General features: G+C 46.5%; 15 protein-coding genes and 1 tRNA gene. 4 read left to right on the forward strand and 12 right to left on the reverse strand.

Annotated elements, in window-relative coordinates:
- Both CMM32_02270 and CMM32_02275 read right to left on the reverse strand, forming a co-directional pair.
- On the reverse strand, positions 1-304 hold a 304-nt coding region (locus CMM32_02270), incomplete at its 3' end, for an arginine--tRNA ligase (protein ID MBT05731.1).
- Positions 301-1,461, reverse strand: a complete 1,161-nt coding sequence (locus CMM32_02275) for a deoxyguanosinetriphosphate triphosphohydrolase (GenBank protein ID MBT05732.1) — start codon at positions 1,459-1,461, stop codon at positions 301-303. The genes CMM32_02275 and CMM32_02270, both read right to left, overlap by 4 nt.
- A gap of 128 nt (positions 1,462-1,589) precedes the next feature.
- Here CMM32_02275 and CMM32_02280 point away from each other — a divergent pair, with 128 nt between their 5' ends.
- A complete protein-coding gene (locus CMM32_02280; protein ID MBT05733.1) occupies positions 1,590-1,949 on the forward strand; it encodes an iron-sulfur cluster insertion protein ErpA in 360 nt (119 codons plus the stop codon).
- A 78-nt stretch (positions 1,950-2,027) separates the two neighbouring features.
- On the forward strand, positions 2,028-2,807 hold the full coding sequence (xth, locus tag CMM32_02285; GenBank protein MBT05734.1) for an exodeoxyribonuclease III: 780 nt from the start codon (positions 2,028-2,030) through the stop codon (positions 2,805-2,807).
- A 4-nt stretch (positions 2,808-2,811) separates the two neighbouring features.
- Here the strand turns inward: xth and CMM32_02290 are convergent, their stop codons facing one another.
- The 7 genes from CMM32_02290 to CMM32_02320 all read right to left on the reverse strand — a co-directional run bounded on the left by CMM32_02290 (position 2,812) and on the right by CMM32_02320 (position 12,771).
- On the reverse strand, positions 2,812-3,984 hold the full coding sequence (locus CMM32_02290) for a phytanoyl-CoA dioxygenase (GenBank protein ID MBT05735.1): 1,173 nt from the start codon (positions 3,982-3,984) through the stop codon (positions 2,812-2,814).
- A gap of 128 nt (positions 3,985-4,112) precedes the next feature.
- Positions 4,113-5,615, reverse strand: a complete 1,503-nt coding sequence (locus CMM32_02295; GenBank protein MBT05736.1) for a microcystin degradation protein MlrC — start codon at positions 5,613-5,615, stop codon at positions 4,113-4,115.
- Between the two features lie 73 nt (positions 5,616-5,688).
- Entirely contained in the window at positions 5,689-7,158 is a 1,470-nt protein-coding gene (locus tag CMM32_02300; GenBank protein MBT05737.1) for a peptidase M48, read from the reverse strand.
- 37 nt (positions 7,159-7,195) lie between these two features.
- Entirely contained in the window at positions 7,196-9,841 is a 2,646-nt protein-coding gene (locus tag CMM32_02305; GenBank protein ID MBT05738.1) for a valine--tRNA ligase, read from the reverse strand.
- A 144-nt stretch (positions 9,842-9,985) separates the two neighbouring features.
- Positions 9,986-10,531, reverse strand: a complete 546-nt coding sequence (locus CMM32_02310) for a hypothetical protein (protein MBT05739.1) — start codon at positions 10,529-10,531, stop codon at positions 9,986-9,988.
- Between the two features lie 98 nt (positions 10,532-10,629).
- Positions 10,630-12,081 (reverse strand): type I secretion protein TolC, encoded by a 1,452-nt coding sequence (locus CMM32_02315; protein ID MBT05740.1) that lies wholly within the window; start codon positions 12,079-12,081, stop codon positions 10,630-10,632.
- 33 nt (positions 12,082-12,114) lie between these two features.
- Entirely contained in the window at positions 12,115-12,771 is a 657-nt protein-coding gene (locus CMM32_02320) for a protein-L-isoaspartate O-methyltransferase (protein MBT05741.1), read from the reverse strand.
- 248 nt (positions 12,772-13,019) lie between these two features.
- On the opposite strand from CMM32_02320, the gene CMM32_02325 reads away from it, so the two are divergent.
- Positions 13,020-13,093, forward strand: a tRNA-Cys gene (locus tag CMM32_02325).
- 78 nt (positions 13,094-13,171) lie between these two features.
- Here the strand turns inward: CMM32_02325 and CMM32_02330 are convergent.
- Both CMM32_02330 and CMM32_02335 read right to left on the reverse strand, forming a co-directional pair.
- The gene (locus CMM32_02330) at positions 13,172-13,513 is read right to left on the reverse strand and encodes a hypothetical protein (protein MBT05742.1); all 342 of its coding nucleotides are present in this window, start codon (positions 13,511-13,513) and stop codon (positions 13,172-13,174) included.
- Between the two features lie 3 nt (positions 13,514-13,516).
- The gene (locus tag CMM32_02335; GenBank protein ID MBT05743.1) at positions 13,517-14,029 is read right to left on the reverse strand and encodes a hypothetical protein; all 513 of its coding nucleotides are present in this window, start codon (positions 14,027-14,029) and stop codon (positions 13,517-13,519) included.
- 241 nt (positions 14,030-14,270) lie between these two features.
- Between CMM32_02335 and CMM32_02340 the strand changes: the two genes are divergently transcribed.
- A complete protein-coding gene (locus CMM32_02340; protein ID MBT05744.1) occupies positions 14,271-15,287 on the forward strand; it encodes a hypothetical protein in 1,017 nt (338 codons plus the stop codon).
- A 91-nt stretch (positions 15,288-15,378) separates the two neighbouring features.
- Here CMM32_02340 and CMM32_02345 read toward each other — a convergent pair whose 3' ends face one another.
- Positions 15,379-16,251, reverse strand: coding sequence for a hypothetical protein (locus CMM32_02345; protein MBT05745.1), 873 nt, complete (start codon positions 16,249-16,251; stop codon positions 15,379-15,381).
- Between the last annotated feature and the right edge of the window lie 11 nt (positions 16,252-16,262).

Here is a 16,262-nt window from a genome sequence, read left to right on the forward strand (position 1 = left end):
CATCACGCCAAAATTCCTGAGAATACCGGACATTTAAAAACCCTGGGCCGGCGACTTCGATGGACTGGAGTTCTGGTGGCCCAGAAAGACCTGTGGCAAGCAGTTGTGCCACCTCCCGGGGCTTCCGTTTTAGATCTGGAGCCAGCACCAAGGCGGCGTTTGTCGAAACATCACCATGATCCCGATTTCGTGGGGGTTCCACTGAAATATTCGTTAAATCCAACTTATTTGGAATCTCACCATTATCTTGTAAATTATTGATACATTGAGATAAGAGATCTCTAAAATTATTGAAGATATTCACTGGCTTTCCATGGAAACATTAAATAATTTAGCATACTCGTTCATTGCATAGCGGTCAGTCATACCGGCCACATAATCTCCTACTACTTTAGCAGTTTTCGCCGTCTCAGGCCCTTCGGCCGCCTCCCTCCACTCGTACGGCAGACAATCCGGTTCTTCATTAAAAAACTGGAAGAGTCTCGCAACTATCCGGCGCGCTTTGCTTGACATCCTGTTCACCCGAGGATGTCGGTAAACGTTATTAAATAGAAACTTTTTTAAAACGAGATGACTGGCCTGCATACTTTCTGAAAAAGCTACCAAGGGCACGTTCAGATCTCTTACCTCCTGCGCACTCTTCGGCTTTAAGGCATGTGCTCTTTTTTTAGTCTCATTTATCAAATCCGTCACCATGCCGTCGATAACCCGGCGAACGACTTCGTTTGCAGCCCGTCCTGCCTCTATACCAGGATACCTTGCGGTTATTTTCCCTATTATTGGACCAACCAGCGGAATCTCTGATAAATCATTTAGGCGGATTAAGCCGCCTCTTATGGCGTCATCCATATCGTGGTTGTTGTATGCTATATCATCTGCCAAGGATGCCACTTGAGCCTCAGGGCCTGCATAGGTCTTCAATTCAAGATCATAAATTTTGTTAAAGGCCTCAATTTCCCAAAACGGCTCCTCGAGAGGACCGTTGTGCTTAACTATGCCCTCCAGGGTCTCCCAGGATAGATTGAGGCCGTCAAAATCTCCATATCGTGTTTCCAACTTGGTAACTATACGGAGTGTATGAGCATTGTGATCAAAGCCCCCGTACTGGCCCATTGCTCCATTCAGAGCCTCTTCACCGGCGTGCCCAAATGGTGTGTGGCCGAGATCATGAGCCAAACATAGCGCCTCCGCTAAATCCTCGTTTAAACCCAGCTGACGGCTTATAGAGCGAGCAATTTGTGCAACCTCAATGCTATGCGTCAGCCTAGATCTATAATGATCCCCTTCATGATGCACAAAAACCTGTGTTTTATGCTCCAACCGCCGAAACGCAGTGCTGTGAATCACGCGGTCCCGGTCGCGTTGAAAAACTGTCCTGGTTTGACTAGCCTGCTCAGGACGCAGCCTTCCGCGGGAATTTTCTGCCTGAGACCCATATCGGGCCAAATTAGCATCGCTCATATTAACTCAAAATGGTCGAGAATTAGATCACCTTTAATATACTAGGGCAAGGGTTACTGATTGACTTTATCCCTACAATCACTAGATATAGACATGAATGCCAACCTTTTACCATGAGCGTACACAATATGGCCAACGCTAAATCAGTTAATCCTGAAGATTGGGGCCTCTCCCTCACAGACAGTGCAGCGGGGAGGATACTTCACCTAATGGAACGCGAGGAAGGTGCCACAGCCCTCAGACTCTCAGTCTCCGGGGGAGGCTGCTCAGGGTTCCAATATGCCTTTTCGCTAGACAAAGAACAAAAAGCAAGTGACTGCCGAATTGAAAGGAATGGAGCCTCCCTGGTTATAGACCTAATGTCTGTTGCCCTGCTGAAGGATTCGGAAATTGACTGGCACGAGGATATTGCCGGGTCAAATTTTGTGGTTAAAAATCCAAACGCCACTGCTATGTGTGGGTGTGGCACCTCATTCTCTGTTGGTTAGATCTTAACTGATCCAGCAGCGGCTCCTGTTGAGCGCTCAACAGGGCATTTGTTGCGATTATTAGGCACATGAAAACCAATGATCATAGCTACTTGGAACGTTAACTCCATCCGAGCCCGTTTGCCGAGCGTATCAAAATGGCTCTCGAAAAATCAGCCAGACGTTCTACTTTTGCAGGAAATAAAAACAATTTCCGATGGTTTCCCCACATTAGAAATAGAAGATTTAGGCTATAATTGCGCCGTCTCAGGGCAAAAATCCTATAATGGGGTGGCTATATTGTCCAAATACCCATTGGAAGATGTTCGGTCTGGACTGCCTGGCGATGACTCTGATGATCAAGCTCGTTACATTGAAGCCTGGGTAGATGCGGGATCGTTAGGCGTACGGGTTAGCTCCATATATCTACCTAACGGTAACCCTGTCGACTCGCCTAAATTCCCCTACAAGCTATCCTGGATGTCTCGCCTTAAAGACCATGCAATGACCCTCCTTTCTTATGAAGAACCCATCGTTCTAGGTGGGGACTATAACATAATCCCAGCGGACGAAGACGTTTATGACCCCAAAGCCTGGGAGGGCGATGCATTATGCAAGCCCGAATCCCGTGAAAAATTTCGTGAAATAATTTACCTAGGCTACACCGAAGCCTTCAGAGCTCTTAATAGTGATCCAGAAAATTATACATTTTGGGATTACCAGGGTCGCGCTTTTGAGTCAGATCGCGGGCTCCGCATAGATCATTTCTTATTGTCACCACAGGCCACAGATAGACTAAAATCCTGCAAAATCGACCCTACCCCGCGTGGTTGGAAAAAGGCCTCTGACCACACCCCCGTAATTTGCGAGTTGGACTGATCGGCTAGATAAACATATCCGATAAATTATAATCTTTAAGAATTGTTTCCCGACTTTCCTGTGACCAGCGNAATTGATCTTCATGCCCTACTAATGGCTGNTACACATAGGNCGTNTCTNCAGGAAAATGCTGCCTTCGNGCATCTATAGCTAAAGCTATAATTCCAGTTCTTTTGANTATTCTCTCCTCGNCATACAACTCTTCNTTACCATNAAATATATTAGTAGTCTTAACNTTTAANACCCGNGCCCTTGGAAAAAAACCTTCGTTCAATGTGATACGNAGGTCTTTCGANGTATTAGCAAAAGACCCATGTAACATCTGTCGGTTGTTAACTATCACGTCCCCCGCCCCAGATAGAAGAGGAACTGCACCGCTTAAACGCTCCGAGCCACTNTCTGTNACCTGCCTANCTANATCAANTTTNCCCATCTTGTGGCTCCCTGGCAAAACCCAAACCGCATTACCTGCAGTGCTTGGATAAAGCTGCGCCATAAAATTAAAACCATGGGCACCCTGATCCCAATCAGGCGAATCCCAATNAGTAGTGCCGTCTTGATGCCAAGCCACTGACGGACCCAATCCAGGCTCCTTTATAAAGCTAACCTCGTTATAAGGAACAAAATCCGGACCATTAATAGCTGCAGCTATCGATAAAAGTCCGGGGTGCCCATATAGACGCAAACACGAGTCCATAAGTTGCAAATTGCCGTTTAAGTTCTGCAATACCCACTTTGGGGCCTTTCCGGATGCTTCCGGCGTTTCCATCTTTACCGGATGACGTCCTCCATTCTTAGATGTACCTCCCACGGGATCGCTTAGAGGCTTTGCAAAACGATACGACGGTTGCGTGAAACCATTGTTCAGAGTGGAGACCTCTCCATTCTTATCTGCATCAATATCAGATTCAGGCGCCTCGGCTTCCTTCCGAACCCGCTCTATATCCTCCCGTAACTCCTTAAGCTCCCTGTCTAAAATAACTTTTTCAAAGACATAAAAGCCATGTTCCCAATAGGAATCCAGTATATCCCGATGCAAGTTCCCTTCACTGTCAAATCGGATAGGACCCCTATTTCCCAACGAATTAGCCTGCCGAACACCCTTCTTCATATAATCATTCATGACTTCAGCATGCTGGGACGCTGTCACACGCTTCTCAGGATTCTCTATGTTCATAATATCCCCTAATTATCCGCCTCGGAGGAACTCCTTATATTATAATCTGCCAAGATTAATAATGGCAACTCAGGATCCATCCCGCCGCTTAGCTAAAAACGCTGAATATTGTTAGAAGGCATATACAATTAGGCGCCATTAACCACTGAAGCACCAGAGGGAACTAGACTGAGGGATGGCCGTATATTTTGATACGGCAAATCTCTATTATCCGCGGCATTGGGACCTGGAGCTGCTGCCACGATAGTTTCTCCTGCAATGTCATCAAAATCCGCCCGAAAGTGAACCGAGCTCTTCACAACAATGATCTTATGATCGGCCGGTTCAATCCCGAGGTGTCTGCTGATGGACTTATCTGCAAATTGCATCTTTTTTGAAGAAACAAGGATCTCAATGTCACCAATACGAAGGGCGGCCATGAGACCCAATTGCATTTTGGCGCCTCCCCACATAGGCCCGCTACCTGTGAAGTTGCCATCCCCTATAGCTTGGACCAAAAATCTAGCTTCCAACGGAAGTTCACTCTCCCATTGGGATAGCGCTCCTAATTTTAGCTCGACCTCCGCTCCTAAACCTGCTTCATGGGCCATCCGCGCTGCCACCGGATCATATATCAGGCCTATCAATGCGGACTGAGCTTCATTTTTTATTAGAGCCCTCAACATACCAAGAGTATCTGAGTTTCCACCTGCTCCCGGATTATCCTGGGTGTCCGCTATAACTACTGGGCTCGTTTGGCTATTTATTGCGTACCTCACTGCCTCATCGGGCGAAAACACTTTCCCGTTAAAACCGGATTGTAGGCCTTCTATATGGTTCACTAATTCGTGTACAGCGGTCTCTATCTTTGACTCAGATTGCTGCGTGCCGTAGCCTACTACGCAAGGCCCTACCTCATGTATGTCAGCAGGCGGAAAACCAGGCGTGAAGGACAGAGATAATACGTTGGGATTTTGTNNCTCTATATCCTNTAATTTTTGATATATGGATTTACAAGGTNCAACCAATGTACATTGCCACACAAGTGGTATAAGAAAATCAAACTTAAACATGGCTTTCGATGGACGAACCCCCGTTAGCATTTTGTCTAGAATTTTGGCTGCCTTACGGCCTGTCTCGGCCATATCGACATGTGGGTAGGTGCGATACCCTACTAACACATCCGCCGTGGCAAACATTCTTGATGTAATATTAGCGTGTAAATCAAGGCTCACAACTAATGGAATATCCGGACCGATGACAGAACGAACTCTAGCCAGAAGTTCTCCTTCTCCATCCTGTTGGTGATCTGTTACCATAGCTCCATGCAAATCTAAGTACACCGCGTCGAGGGGCATTGAATTTGCTAAGTGATCAAGCATAGCGCTAGTGATGCGCTCATAAGCATCAAAGGTCACAAACGAAGATGGGCTGGCTGAGCACCAAAGCATTGGCATTAACTCATACCCACAAATAGAGCTTTCATTAATAAATCCGGATATACCCAAGTTCATTCCCTCAACCACATCTAATAACGGCTTACCTTCAGTAAGCCCGGGCCAACTATCAGCCTGGATAAAACATTGGTAATTAGCCTTCTCTGGGGCAAAAGTATTGGTTTCATGATGAAACCCACCTATCGCAATTTTCATTCTTCTACCTATACATTAACAAGCTTACAAATAACCATCATCATGACATTCAAGGTGCCGGCCGCAAAAACAATTAATCCCCAATCACCTTTACTAAGGTATCAGCAGGTATGGCGCTCCCCTGGGTCAGGCCATTCATAATCAAAAACCTTTCCAAAGGGTAGTCCGCTATCCTCATTAGTCTCACTAAGTCATCAAGATCGTCTCCCCGAGTTGTTCTAAAAGTTCTTACCCTAAGCGGACGGATTCCACTCGCAGCATCGGCAGCTAATCTCCGAAAACTGAAAGGAATACTTTTCATTACTGCTTTCTCCGAATCCGAAAGACGATCTGGAATTGCTACAACAAAGCGATAAATAAGCCTATTATCGAATTCGATTGCAATCAGCCAAACCCTGGAGCCATCACTAGATCGGGATGACAAGCGCCCCCAGGACGATCTTAATCCTCCTATAGTACCATTTGATACCTCAGATAAAGCCGCACCATCCGCCCACTTATACCTAATGTATTGCTCTAACTTATGACCTTGATTTTGATCAGCATCAAACTGAAACATACCACCATAGCTTGAGCGTCCAATTACCATGTCGCTCTGATTCAATATTATGAAACTTTTAGGAACGTTAAATTGGAAACCCAGAACCGGATGAATAAAAAGTCCATCTTTGTGCATTCCTTGATCAGGGGCATCACCATAAAGCATTCCATCAATTTTTCTTAAGTATAGTTCGCGCGCTACCATGGGTTTGTCCACATGGCGAGTTCCAGCCAGTTGGATTGCTCTTCTTACACGCTCCGGAGTTCTTGGGTGTGAAGCAAAAAAATCTATCCCTTTCTGCTGTGCTACCCCCAAACGCGCGGACTCGAAGGACGAATGAGCACCTAATTTCTCTAAAAACGTTGACATAGCATTGGGATCAAAGCCTGCCCGAGAAAGGTATTTAACACCCAAACTGTCCGCTTCGAACTCATCATCACGGGAATAAGATTGGATTACAGCCAAGGCACCTACTTCACCAATTTGGCTAGCCATCGAACTCCCACTTAAGACGTCTAAAATAATCAGGCCTAACTGGGCAAGACCAGTATTAGTGGCTCGACTAGCGCTATGGCGCGCCGTTACATGCCCAATTTCATGTGCCAGAACGCCAGCTACCTCCGCTTCATTACTAGCTAATGCCAAGAGACCACGAGTTACATAAACATAGCCCCCAGGCAATGCAAATGCATTTACCAGTGGTGTATTAAGAATGGTAAATGTGAAGTCTGCACCCGGCGTCTCGGAAGTTCGAACGAGGAACTGTCCTATCGATTTGATATAAGGCGTGAGCTTTGGATCTTCGTACGCCCCACCAAATGCTTTTAAGATTTTTGGGTGTTCCTGTGCACCAATTCGTTGCTCGTCGGCAGGAGACATAAACAAATCTAGAATACTATTGCCTAGAACAGGATTGCTAATAACTAATAAGCAACAAAAAAGGACATATCGTGGAATCTTGGCCATCACTCTTAACTCACATAAAACCAAACCCATGGACATCTTTCAAATGGCGCTTACACCTTTCTACCCGCCCCTATTAATGGCGCACCAATTGTTTCAGAGAGGCCTGCAAATTACATAGATTGGTTGTGTATTCCGCAAGACGCTCGCGCTGCTCTTCGACAATCTCTTCCGGAGCACGACTTAAAAACTTTTCATTTCCCAATTTCTTTTCGACTTTTTGTTTTTCGGCAACTAATTTAGAAATTTCTCTCTGCAACCGCTCGGTTTCTTTACCTAAGTCAATAACTTCTCCTAGAAACAGGTAAAAGGTGATCTCTCCCATTATAATCTTTACTGAATCCTCAATACCCATTTCCAAACGTTCAATCTTTGAAATTTTGGCCAACCGTTTGATGGGAGCCTCATGACTATCTAGTTGCTCTACTCTGACATCGCTAGCATCGGTATAGTACAAGGAAAGCTCTGATCCAGCAGGGACACGCATTTCTGCCCGAACTGAACGAATCTTTCCAATCAAATCAATCACCCAATCCAGCTCGGCGGCGGCTTCCTCATTGACCTTGAGATTATTGACAGCAGGCCACTTTTGACACATTAATTCGCCACTCTTGCCATCCGTCATTTCCTTAAAAAGGGCCTCCGTGACAAACGGGGCTATTGGATGCAAAAGATGGAGAACTTGACTTAATGCCCAAGCAAATGTTCCTTTTGTCTCCTCTTTCATCACCCCCTCATCACCATATAGGATGGGCTTAGCCAACTCGACATACCAATCACAAAAAGTGCCCCAAGTGAAATGATAAAGTGTGTCGGCTGCCTCATTAAAACGATATGACTCGATAGCCGCCTCTACCGAAGAGGTGCAATCAGCCGCTTTCCCCACAAGCCATCGATTTATAGAACCCCCACATTCACTAGGATCAAAATTTGCATCAAGAAGGCAACCATTCATTTCACCAAAACGGGCTGCATTCCAAAGTTTTGTTATAAAATTCCGATATCCCACCACACGCCGCTCTGCCAACTTAATGTCTCTTCCCTGCGCTGCCATAGCCACTAAGGTAAACCGTAGGGCATCAGTACCATACAGGTCCATCAACTCGACAGGATCAATGATGTTACCCTTGGACTTAGACATTTTTTGCCCTTTTTCGTCCCTTACAAGAGCATGAATGTAGATATCCGAGAATGGAGCTTTCTCCATAAAGTGAAGTCCCATCATCATCATCCGGGCAACCCAGAAAAAAATTATGTCAAACCCTGTTACCAACACATTACCTGGATAGTGTTGGTCTAGAACCAACGAACGATCTGGCCAACCCAAGGTTGAAAATGGCCACAATGCAGATGAAAACCAAGTATCCAAAACATCTTCGTCCTGAGACAACGACACTTGATATCCATAATGCTTTTCAGCGGCGGCGGCGGCCTCTTCCGCAGTCATGGCTACAAAAATTTCGCCGTCGGGACCAAACCATGCCGGTATCCTGTGACCCCACCATAATTGCCGGGAAATACACCATGGTTGAATATTAGTCATCCATTCGAAATACGTATTTTCCCAATTTTTAGGAATGAACCTTACTTGACCAGTTTTAACAACCTCTATGGCAGGCTCAGCAAGTGTCTTTGCATCAACGTACCATTGGTCTGTCATCCAGGGTTCAATGACCGTACCAGAGCGATCACCAAATGGGACAGTATGAATGTGTTCCTCTATGGACTCCATGAGATCCAAGGACCTTAGATCATCAACCACTCGTTCTCGCGCTTCGTGCCTATCCATACCTTTGTATGGGTCTGGCACTAAATTGTTAAGGCAGCCCTTACTATCAAGTATATTAATCGCCTCGAGGTCATGCCGTTTTCCAACCTCAAAGTCGTTGAAGTCATGGGCTGGGGTTATCTTCACTGCTCCAGATCCCTTTTCAGGATCAGAATAATTGTCGCCAATAATGGGAATTCGTCTCCCCACCAAAGGAAGAATTACGTTGCGCCCTATAAGGTTTTTATATCTTGGATCTTCAGGATGCACAGCGACAGCAGTGTCTCCCAACATAGTTTCTGGGCGAGTAGTTGCCACGGTAATCCACTTAGAATTCTCACCTTCAATCGGGTACTTTATGTACCAGAGATGCCCCTTGGTCTCCCTCTGCTCGACCTCTAAGTCCGAAATGGCCGTGACAAGCTGACAATCCCAATTAACCAATCGCTTATCGCGATATATAAGACCGTCCTCATAGAGATTCACAAAAACCTTTCGAACAGCTTCGCTTAACCCCTCATCCAGAGTGAACCGCTCTCGTTCCCAATCGGTGGACGCGCCCAAACGTCTGAGTTGCGTCCCAATAGTGCCGCCAGACGCTTCCTTCCATTTCCAAACTCTCTCCACAAATTTATCTCTCCCAAGCGACCTTCGATCTATGCCCTCCTCCGCTAACTGCCGCTCAACAACCATCTGTGTCGCTATACCCGCATGGTCCATACCGGGTTGCCACAAAACCTTCCTACCCTTCATTCTATAATAGCGAGAAGCAACGTCTTGCAGTGTCATGTTAAGAGCGTGCCCCATATGAAGACTTCCGGTAACATTCGGAGGAGGCATCATAACTGTCCAGGGATCACCAGAAAGATGGGACGAGGAAAAGAGCTTCTTTCCCTCCCAACGGGTCTGCACGTCCTTTTCAACCAACTCTGGGCGGTATGTTTTATCTAACATTTCTCATTTACCACTTTATTCAACCCCCTGGTCGAATAAACCAATCGGATAAAATATGAATGCAAGAAAAGCAACCCACCAGACTGACAGCTGTTCTATCAAAACCTTACCTCATTACTTCATTACTACAGCTACTACTCTAATTCACAAAGTTTTAGCAAGGCGTTCTATCTCATTACGCACTAGCTTCTTAACTAGAGGTTGAAGATTTTCATCCAGCCAGCGATAGGCCATAATCTTAAACAGCAGAGCCAAAATTTCGTCCAGTTTCCCATCACCATTCGAGGTAGATATTCCCATATTAGCCGCCGTGACCTCTACAAAGTGTTTAATGGAGTCCGGCACCAAAGGCTCGGAGGCCACAGCCTTCCCATCCCCATCTGCACTGGTACTATCGGACAGCTCCTCAAGCTCAAGCAGCCCATCATCCGCCATTTCTTGGGTGCTGTTTTCAGTCTCCGACTCCAACTCGTTCACAGCCCTTACCAAATCTTCAGGAAGGTCACGATACTGATCTATCAGTCGGCGCAACTCCTCAACAACCGATTTGTCCGAGCGTGAAACGCCAGTTGGATTCCCGCCGCTATATCCATCTGAGAGGAGTTCTCCGGACCCCTCCAGCATAGTCTTCCGGATTGAGGCAAGAATATCTTTAGTGCTGTCAGCTTTCTTACGATTACTATCTACCATTATTTATTGGCCGCCTTAATCGCGCTCCCTCCAATCTTCAGCCAGATAGTCAAAATCTACATCTACTGTTTTAGAAAACGTTCATAGACCGCAAATTCCTACTTCATCCAGTCCAGGATGCTACTTCCATCAAATACATCTAGAGCATCAAAATCGAGTATAGAACCGCCCGAGCCCTTGCTATCAACTCCATACCACTTATCCCTAACCAAAGAGTAGTGATACTCAGCATCGTAATACTGAACGGGTAAACCCAATGCCCTCGCTGTTAGCCCGCCACTGATAGCCAACAAGTTATACAAAGCAACAGCCTCATCCCTCTTCACCCTAACCAGGTTTACCTTAGCCTCAAACAACTCTTGTTCAGCGTCTAGAACATCAAGAATGGTTCTTGCACCAACTTCAGCCTCTTGATTGACCCCGTCTAACGCTATCTCATTGGCATCAACGGATGTTTCAAAAGACAAGATCCTGGCCCTGGCCGCGACAACTTCCTCCCACGAACGAAAGAGATTTTCACGCACGATACGACGTAGATTATCGACCTCCCTCTTGCGCTGCACAGCAACCATACGCAGCTCCCGTACCTTGGCATACTCTGCACCGGACTGATATAAAGGAATGCGGCCCGTAATACCAATCTGGAAACTGTCTCTTTCATCAGTAAATGAATTGGGATCAATGGCCCTCGCTATACTTGAATCAAGATACACCTCCGGCAGAAGCGTGCCAGCTGCCGAACTAATGTCATATAAAGCCGCCTGTTCTAGGTAAAGGGCAGCTACTAGGGTTGGGTTTTTTACTTGCGCCAATTCTTGACTTGAAGTCGGGTCCAATACCTCGGGCATCTCATCTGCAGGAGGAAAATCAAGCGTCCCTGGAACCTCTCCCACAGCAGCGCTAAAAGCCGATCGTGATATAGCGAGACTTCCCTCGGCTTCTATACGCGATGCGACAGCATCAGCCAACCTAGCTTCAGCCTGAGAAACGTCTGTGCGAGTTAATTCACCAACATCAAACCGGTCACGTGTAGCCTGTAGCTGTCGCCTCAACACCCGTTCATTATTGCGATTCAACTCGGTCACCTGTTGATCACGCACAACATCAAAATAAGCAGCGGCCGTATTAAAAAGTACTTTCTGCTCCACATCTGCCAACCGGGCTCGCGCCGCCAGAACTCGGGCCTCCGCACTCTTAACGTTGTTGTCCGTCCGCCCCCCTTTGTACAAAGGTTGACTTAACTCCAACGACAAGGATTTGCTATTAATTGTGTTTTCGCCTGCCGAGAATGTAAATGCTGTGACAGAATCCGAATACTCACGATTGAAACGCGCCCTCACATTCACCGTAGGTCTCCAGCCAGACAACGCCTGCGGAACCTGCTCATTTGCGGCTCCCAATCCGGCCCGTTCAGCCAACAAGCCCGGGTTAGTATTATACGCTTTAGTCAAAGCTCCCGTGAGGTCGTTTGTTTGGGCAACACCATTTGCTGAGGCCCCCAAAAATAAGACCACCATCCCAAGCGCGACCAATCCCACCATCTTACTCATATAACCGTCCTTTTTCTCAACCCATGCCCTAACTTAAAATGCGAAAACGGAAGTTGCACTAAACCCAGGCAATGAAGGCACAGCGGAATTAAACAGAACACGGCTCCCAAAACTATCCCTAACTCGAGTTATTAGAATAGCTTCGTACAATCCCCTTCCTTTGTTTAGCACAACCGCCATACGCCCACCATTCGCCAATTGTTCAACTATTTTCTGGGGAACCTGAGGCAAGGCCCCCTCCACCAGAATTACGTTGTATGGAGCTTCCTTCTGGAAACCACCGCCAAGAGGACCTTGGACAGCCACAGCATTATCTACCTCTAGTTCCGTTAATAAAGCTGATGCTCTGCCCACGAGTCCAGAATCATCTTCAATCCCAACCACCATGCCACATAATTTTGACAGAATAACAGTCCCATATCCAGTTCCACATCCCACGTCCAATGCCACGTCCTCTGTAGATGGAGACAAACCCTCGACTAACCCAGCAAAAACACGCACACTAATCAAGAAACGTTCTGCTCCTAACTGAATATCCCTATCACTATAAACATAACCCTTCTGATCTCCTTCAACAAAGACCTCCCTAGGCGTATCTGCAAGTGCCCCAATCAAAGCTTTATGCTTTATTTGGTTTGGTAATACCTGCCCGTCAACCATGTTCTGCCGCATCGCTGTAAAATCTGGCATCCGTAAATTCCAGCCTTTTTTCCCAAGGTATTCATTCCGCGACGACACCGCATGCGGAGCACAATCATAGATTAGGGGCTTTGAGCCCCTTATCACAAACTTATACTGATGCTTCGGGCGGTATTCAATGTATTGTAACAGCTTGTTCACAAGTTGATCATAACATTTATGTCGGCACTGCCGCTTGACCCACGCACATGACCAGCCTATATCGTTGCGGAGCCTCCAAATATGCTGAGGTTTTCATGGGCCGCCTGGCAGAGTGGCTATGCAGCGGATTGCAAATCCGTGTACCTCGGTTCGACTCCGGGGGCGGCCTCCACTTTAGCAGTTTTCCTGGATATTTCCGTGATTTAAGATTTTTGATCAGACTAATCTGCTAAAATGAGGGTTGCACCCCTTAAACATTTTTGGGCTTCCAACCATAGACTTTTGCGCATGTTCCCCCCATCAACTCACCCACTTCACTTTTCGTTAATCTATCCGTTTTGCAAAATGGCTTCACAGCCTCCTGATAATTGACTAAAGCAAAAGTCCGTGTCCAATCGCTACCCCATAAGCACCTGTCTATACCCCAGGCATCAAATATCCGAGATAACGGCTCCCATATGTCAGAAAACGGGTACCCTTCGCTGGAGAGCGTGCACACCCCACTCACTTTAATGACAGCATTTGGACAGTTGGCCAGTTCCAGAACTCGGGGCAAGGCCGCCCACTGATCGCCGTGAAACGATCTCTTCATGGGCTATAAAACTCCTAGATGATCAATGATAAAACGGGTCTCTGGGTGCCGATCAATAAGCTCAAAGGCTGCCTCCAGATTGTCCCAGCACAACAAATTAACCGGCAGGTCATTACGACTTGCCGCTCGGCACACCAAATCAAAGTTTGGATTATCACTTCCCATCCACTGCCTTGGCGAAACAGGGGCCCGCGTCATCATGAGCCGAACTCCAACTGCACCAGGGGTTAACTTCCAGGCAGAAATTACCTCACCGACCTGAGGGTCCATCGGGTCCACCGGTTTAACCAATCCAAAACGCTTTGGGTATTTGGCTCTAACCTCGACCGCGTAAGAAGCATCGTAACCATATAATGAAAAGGGAGAAACTAATATGGCACCCTTTATGTCTAGAGAATCCATAGCCTTCACCATCCGGTCCCCTGTTACCTGCTCTGGCCATTCGGGAATGGTATCCCACGGCCGATTTTCTGTGTTTTCCTCATAGGCATGAACTTGAGAGTCTATAATCATCATAACATTATATTTTCTGTGAAAGACGTTACTACATTGAAACCAATTGCACGGATGATCAAATCAGGTTGCGAGCCAGCGGCCAATTACTACATTATCCTCCATTTGTTGACATCATTCATAAACTTTTTTGTTTTTACACCCATACTAATTCAGCTATGGTTCCCCTCTAATCTTTTGTTGGTGTTTTTCGTCTCGCGGTTGCGCCAAACCAGTCGACTATACATTGGGAGAATCGGTTAAAATGGCCGCACAAAAAATTCTTAGAGAAGCGGACTATAATGAAGGGCATCCAGCCAGCCTGGTAATCTCTTCAGAGATTTCTATAAAGGAACCTCTTACTTTCCGGGACCCTGACTATTTTGATCCAACGCCCGTCTTGAACCAACAGGAAATTAAGCATTTCAAGAAAGAAGGGTTCATAGTCAAGAGGCGATTGATCCAAGATGAAGAGACCTTTCGGAAAATAAAGGACCATATTTGGGCCAACGTACCCCGCTCTTTGATGGAACAAAATAATCCCCAAACATGGATAGAACCCCCTGAAGACGCATGGACTGAGTCCGACTCCTTGAAGATCGGACATCTAAAACACCAGAATTGGAAAATTCGTTCAAAGGGACCCGATGGTCTAGGGACCGAGGACTTTCTTGTCAAAGATATAGCAAACTCTCCGAATATGCTAAAAGTAGTTGAAGGCCTCATTGGTTCACCTGTTAAGCCTCCAAGACGCGTGCGGGGGATTTATTGTGTTTTCCCATCCAAACCAGGCTCACAAGACAAATACAATGTCCATGTCGACTATATTCCTTCTCACGTAACGGCCATGGCAATCGCTGATGAAATTAGGCCACGATGTGGTGGTTTTATGCTTTGGCCAGGCTCTCACATAGAACTCCACCGTTACTGGAATACGGCTCATGGGGGTGGGATGGACCCTGATCAATCCCAAGAATTTTTGCGGGCACGCGAAAAAATTATTAGACAAACAACTCCTGTAGAATTTACAGGTTCGGCCGGCGACGTAATTTTCTGGCACCCAAGAGCCCTTCATTCAGCGGGCATCAACCGTTCCGCGGAAAATGGTGAGCCATTAGTACGGGTAATTATTCCCTGCGACTTCCAGCTCGATGGCCTAACCTATGTCGATGATGAAAGGTTCGGTCCAAGCGAAAACTACCAATGGTGGATAGATACCCGCGACTCCATGGAAGATAACCCACCGAGTGCGAATAATTTTTGGAGCGATTGGGCAATTTAATAATGCAGACTAGTACTGTAACTCTAATTTCCAAAATTCCCTAAAAATATTCGCAACCCAAAACGAAGTAAATTTGCGTCTCGCGAGAAAATCAAGCTGCTTGGTCATGTATAAGTGGCGCACCCTTTACACTAATTCTGTACAACAGCCGCCTGTCCGCATTTCCGGTTGCATATTCAATACGTGTAGCAGAGTGCATCGTCGAAAGATTATCCCATATTGCTACATCTCCCACGCGGTATTTGTGGCGGTACACAAATCGCTCACTAATTGCATGCTCCTTTAAGGTTTCCAGTAAGAATCTTCCTTCTTGAGGCTCCAGTCCCTCAATTCCAAAAGAAGACCCGGAAACCCCGTAAAGAGCACGATACCCTGTTACAGGATGTCTTCGGACCAAAGGATGTCGAACCACCGGGAGACTATCCTTTTGTGCCTTCGTTTTAATTGGGTCAGCCGCCTGCTCATCACTCCTGGTTGGACCTGCTCCATACTGATGCAACACCACCATCGTATCGATCGTAGCCTTTGTTTTCTCATCTAGTGCTGCATAAGCTGCAACTTGGTCTGCAAGTTGAGTCTCCCCACCAACCTCTGGAGCTAGAATGCAATACAGCATTGTTGCACTAGCAGGTTCCTCCTCATAAGACTGATCTGTGTGCCACTGAACGGCACCATTTCGCACCGCATCTTCTTTGGCACGTTCCGTCACGTTTCCAACTTCTAATAACTCCGGGAAGCCCTTCATTCTTGCGTGATCCAGTACATGAGGATGAGGGGTTCCCCACTGCCGGCCGAAATTAAGGTATTGTTCTGGTTCCATTTCCTGCCCCCTGATCACCAACAATCGGTGCTCATAAAGAACTGAAGTCAGTTTCTTCATAAGGGTATCAAAATTTTCAAACTTTAAATCAAGACCGAGAACTTCCGCTCCAAAGGAAGCATCTAGCTTTTTTATTTCCATCATAACACCAAACT

The organism is Rhodospirillaceae bacterium, assembly GCA_002728255.1.
Lineage (GTDB): Bacteria > Pseudomonadota > Alphaproteobacteria > UBA7887 > UBA7887.

Coding starts and splice junctions, on each gene's coding strand:
- CMM32_02275 (MBT05732.1), bottom strand. CDS start 1,461: ATGAGCGATGCTAATTTGGCCCGATATGGGTCTCAGGCAGAAAATTCC.
- CMM32_02280 (MBT05733.1), top strand. CDS start 1,590: ATGGCCAACGCTAAATCAGTTAATCCTGAAGATTGGGGCCTCTCCCTC.
- xth (MBT05734.1), top strand. CDS start 2,028: ATGATCATAGCTACTTGGAACGTTAACTCCATCCGAGCCCGTTTGCCG.
- CMM32_02300 (MBT05737.1), bottom strand. CDS start 7,158: ATGTCCATGGGTTTGGTTTTATGTGAGTTAAGAGTGATGGCCAAGATT.
- CMM32_02305 (MBT05738.1), bottom strand. CDS start 9,841: ATGTTAGATAAAACATACCGCCCAGAGTTGGTTGAAAAGGACGTGCAG.
- CMM32_02310 (MBT05739.1), bottom strand. CDS start 10,531: ATGGTAGATAGTAATCGTAAGAAAGCTGACAGCACTAAAGATATTCTT.
- CMM32_02315 (MBT05740.1), bottom strand. CDS start 12,081: ATGAGTAAGATGGTGGGATTGGTCGCGCTTGGGATGGTGGTCTTATTT.
- CMM32_02320 (MBT05741.1), bottom strand. CDS start 12,771: ATGCCAGATTTTACAGCGATGCGGCAGAACATGGTTGACGGGCAGGTA.
- CMM32_02330 (MBT05742.1), bottom strand. CDS start 13,513: ATGAAGAGATCGTTTCACGGCGATCAGTGGGCGGCCTTGCCCCGAGTT.
- CMM32_02335 (MBT05743.1), bottom strand. CDS start 14,029: ATGATGATTATAGACTCTCAAGTTCATGCCTATGAGGAAAACACAGAA.
- CMM32_02340 (MBT05744.1), top strand. CDS start 14,271: ATGGCCGCACAAAAAATTCTTAGAGAAGCGGACTATAATGAAGGGCAT.
- CMM32_02345 (MBT05745.1), bottom strand. CDS start 16,251: ATGATGGAAATAAAAAAGCTAGATGCTTCCTTTGGAGCGGAAGTTCTC.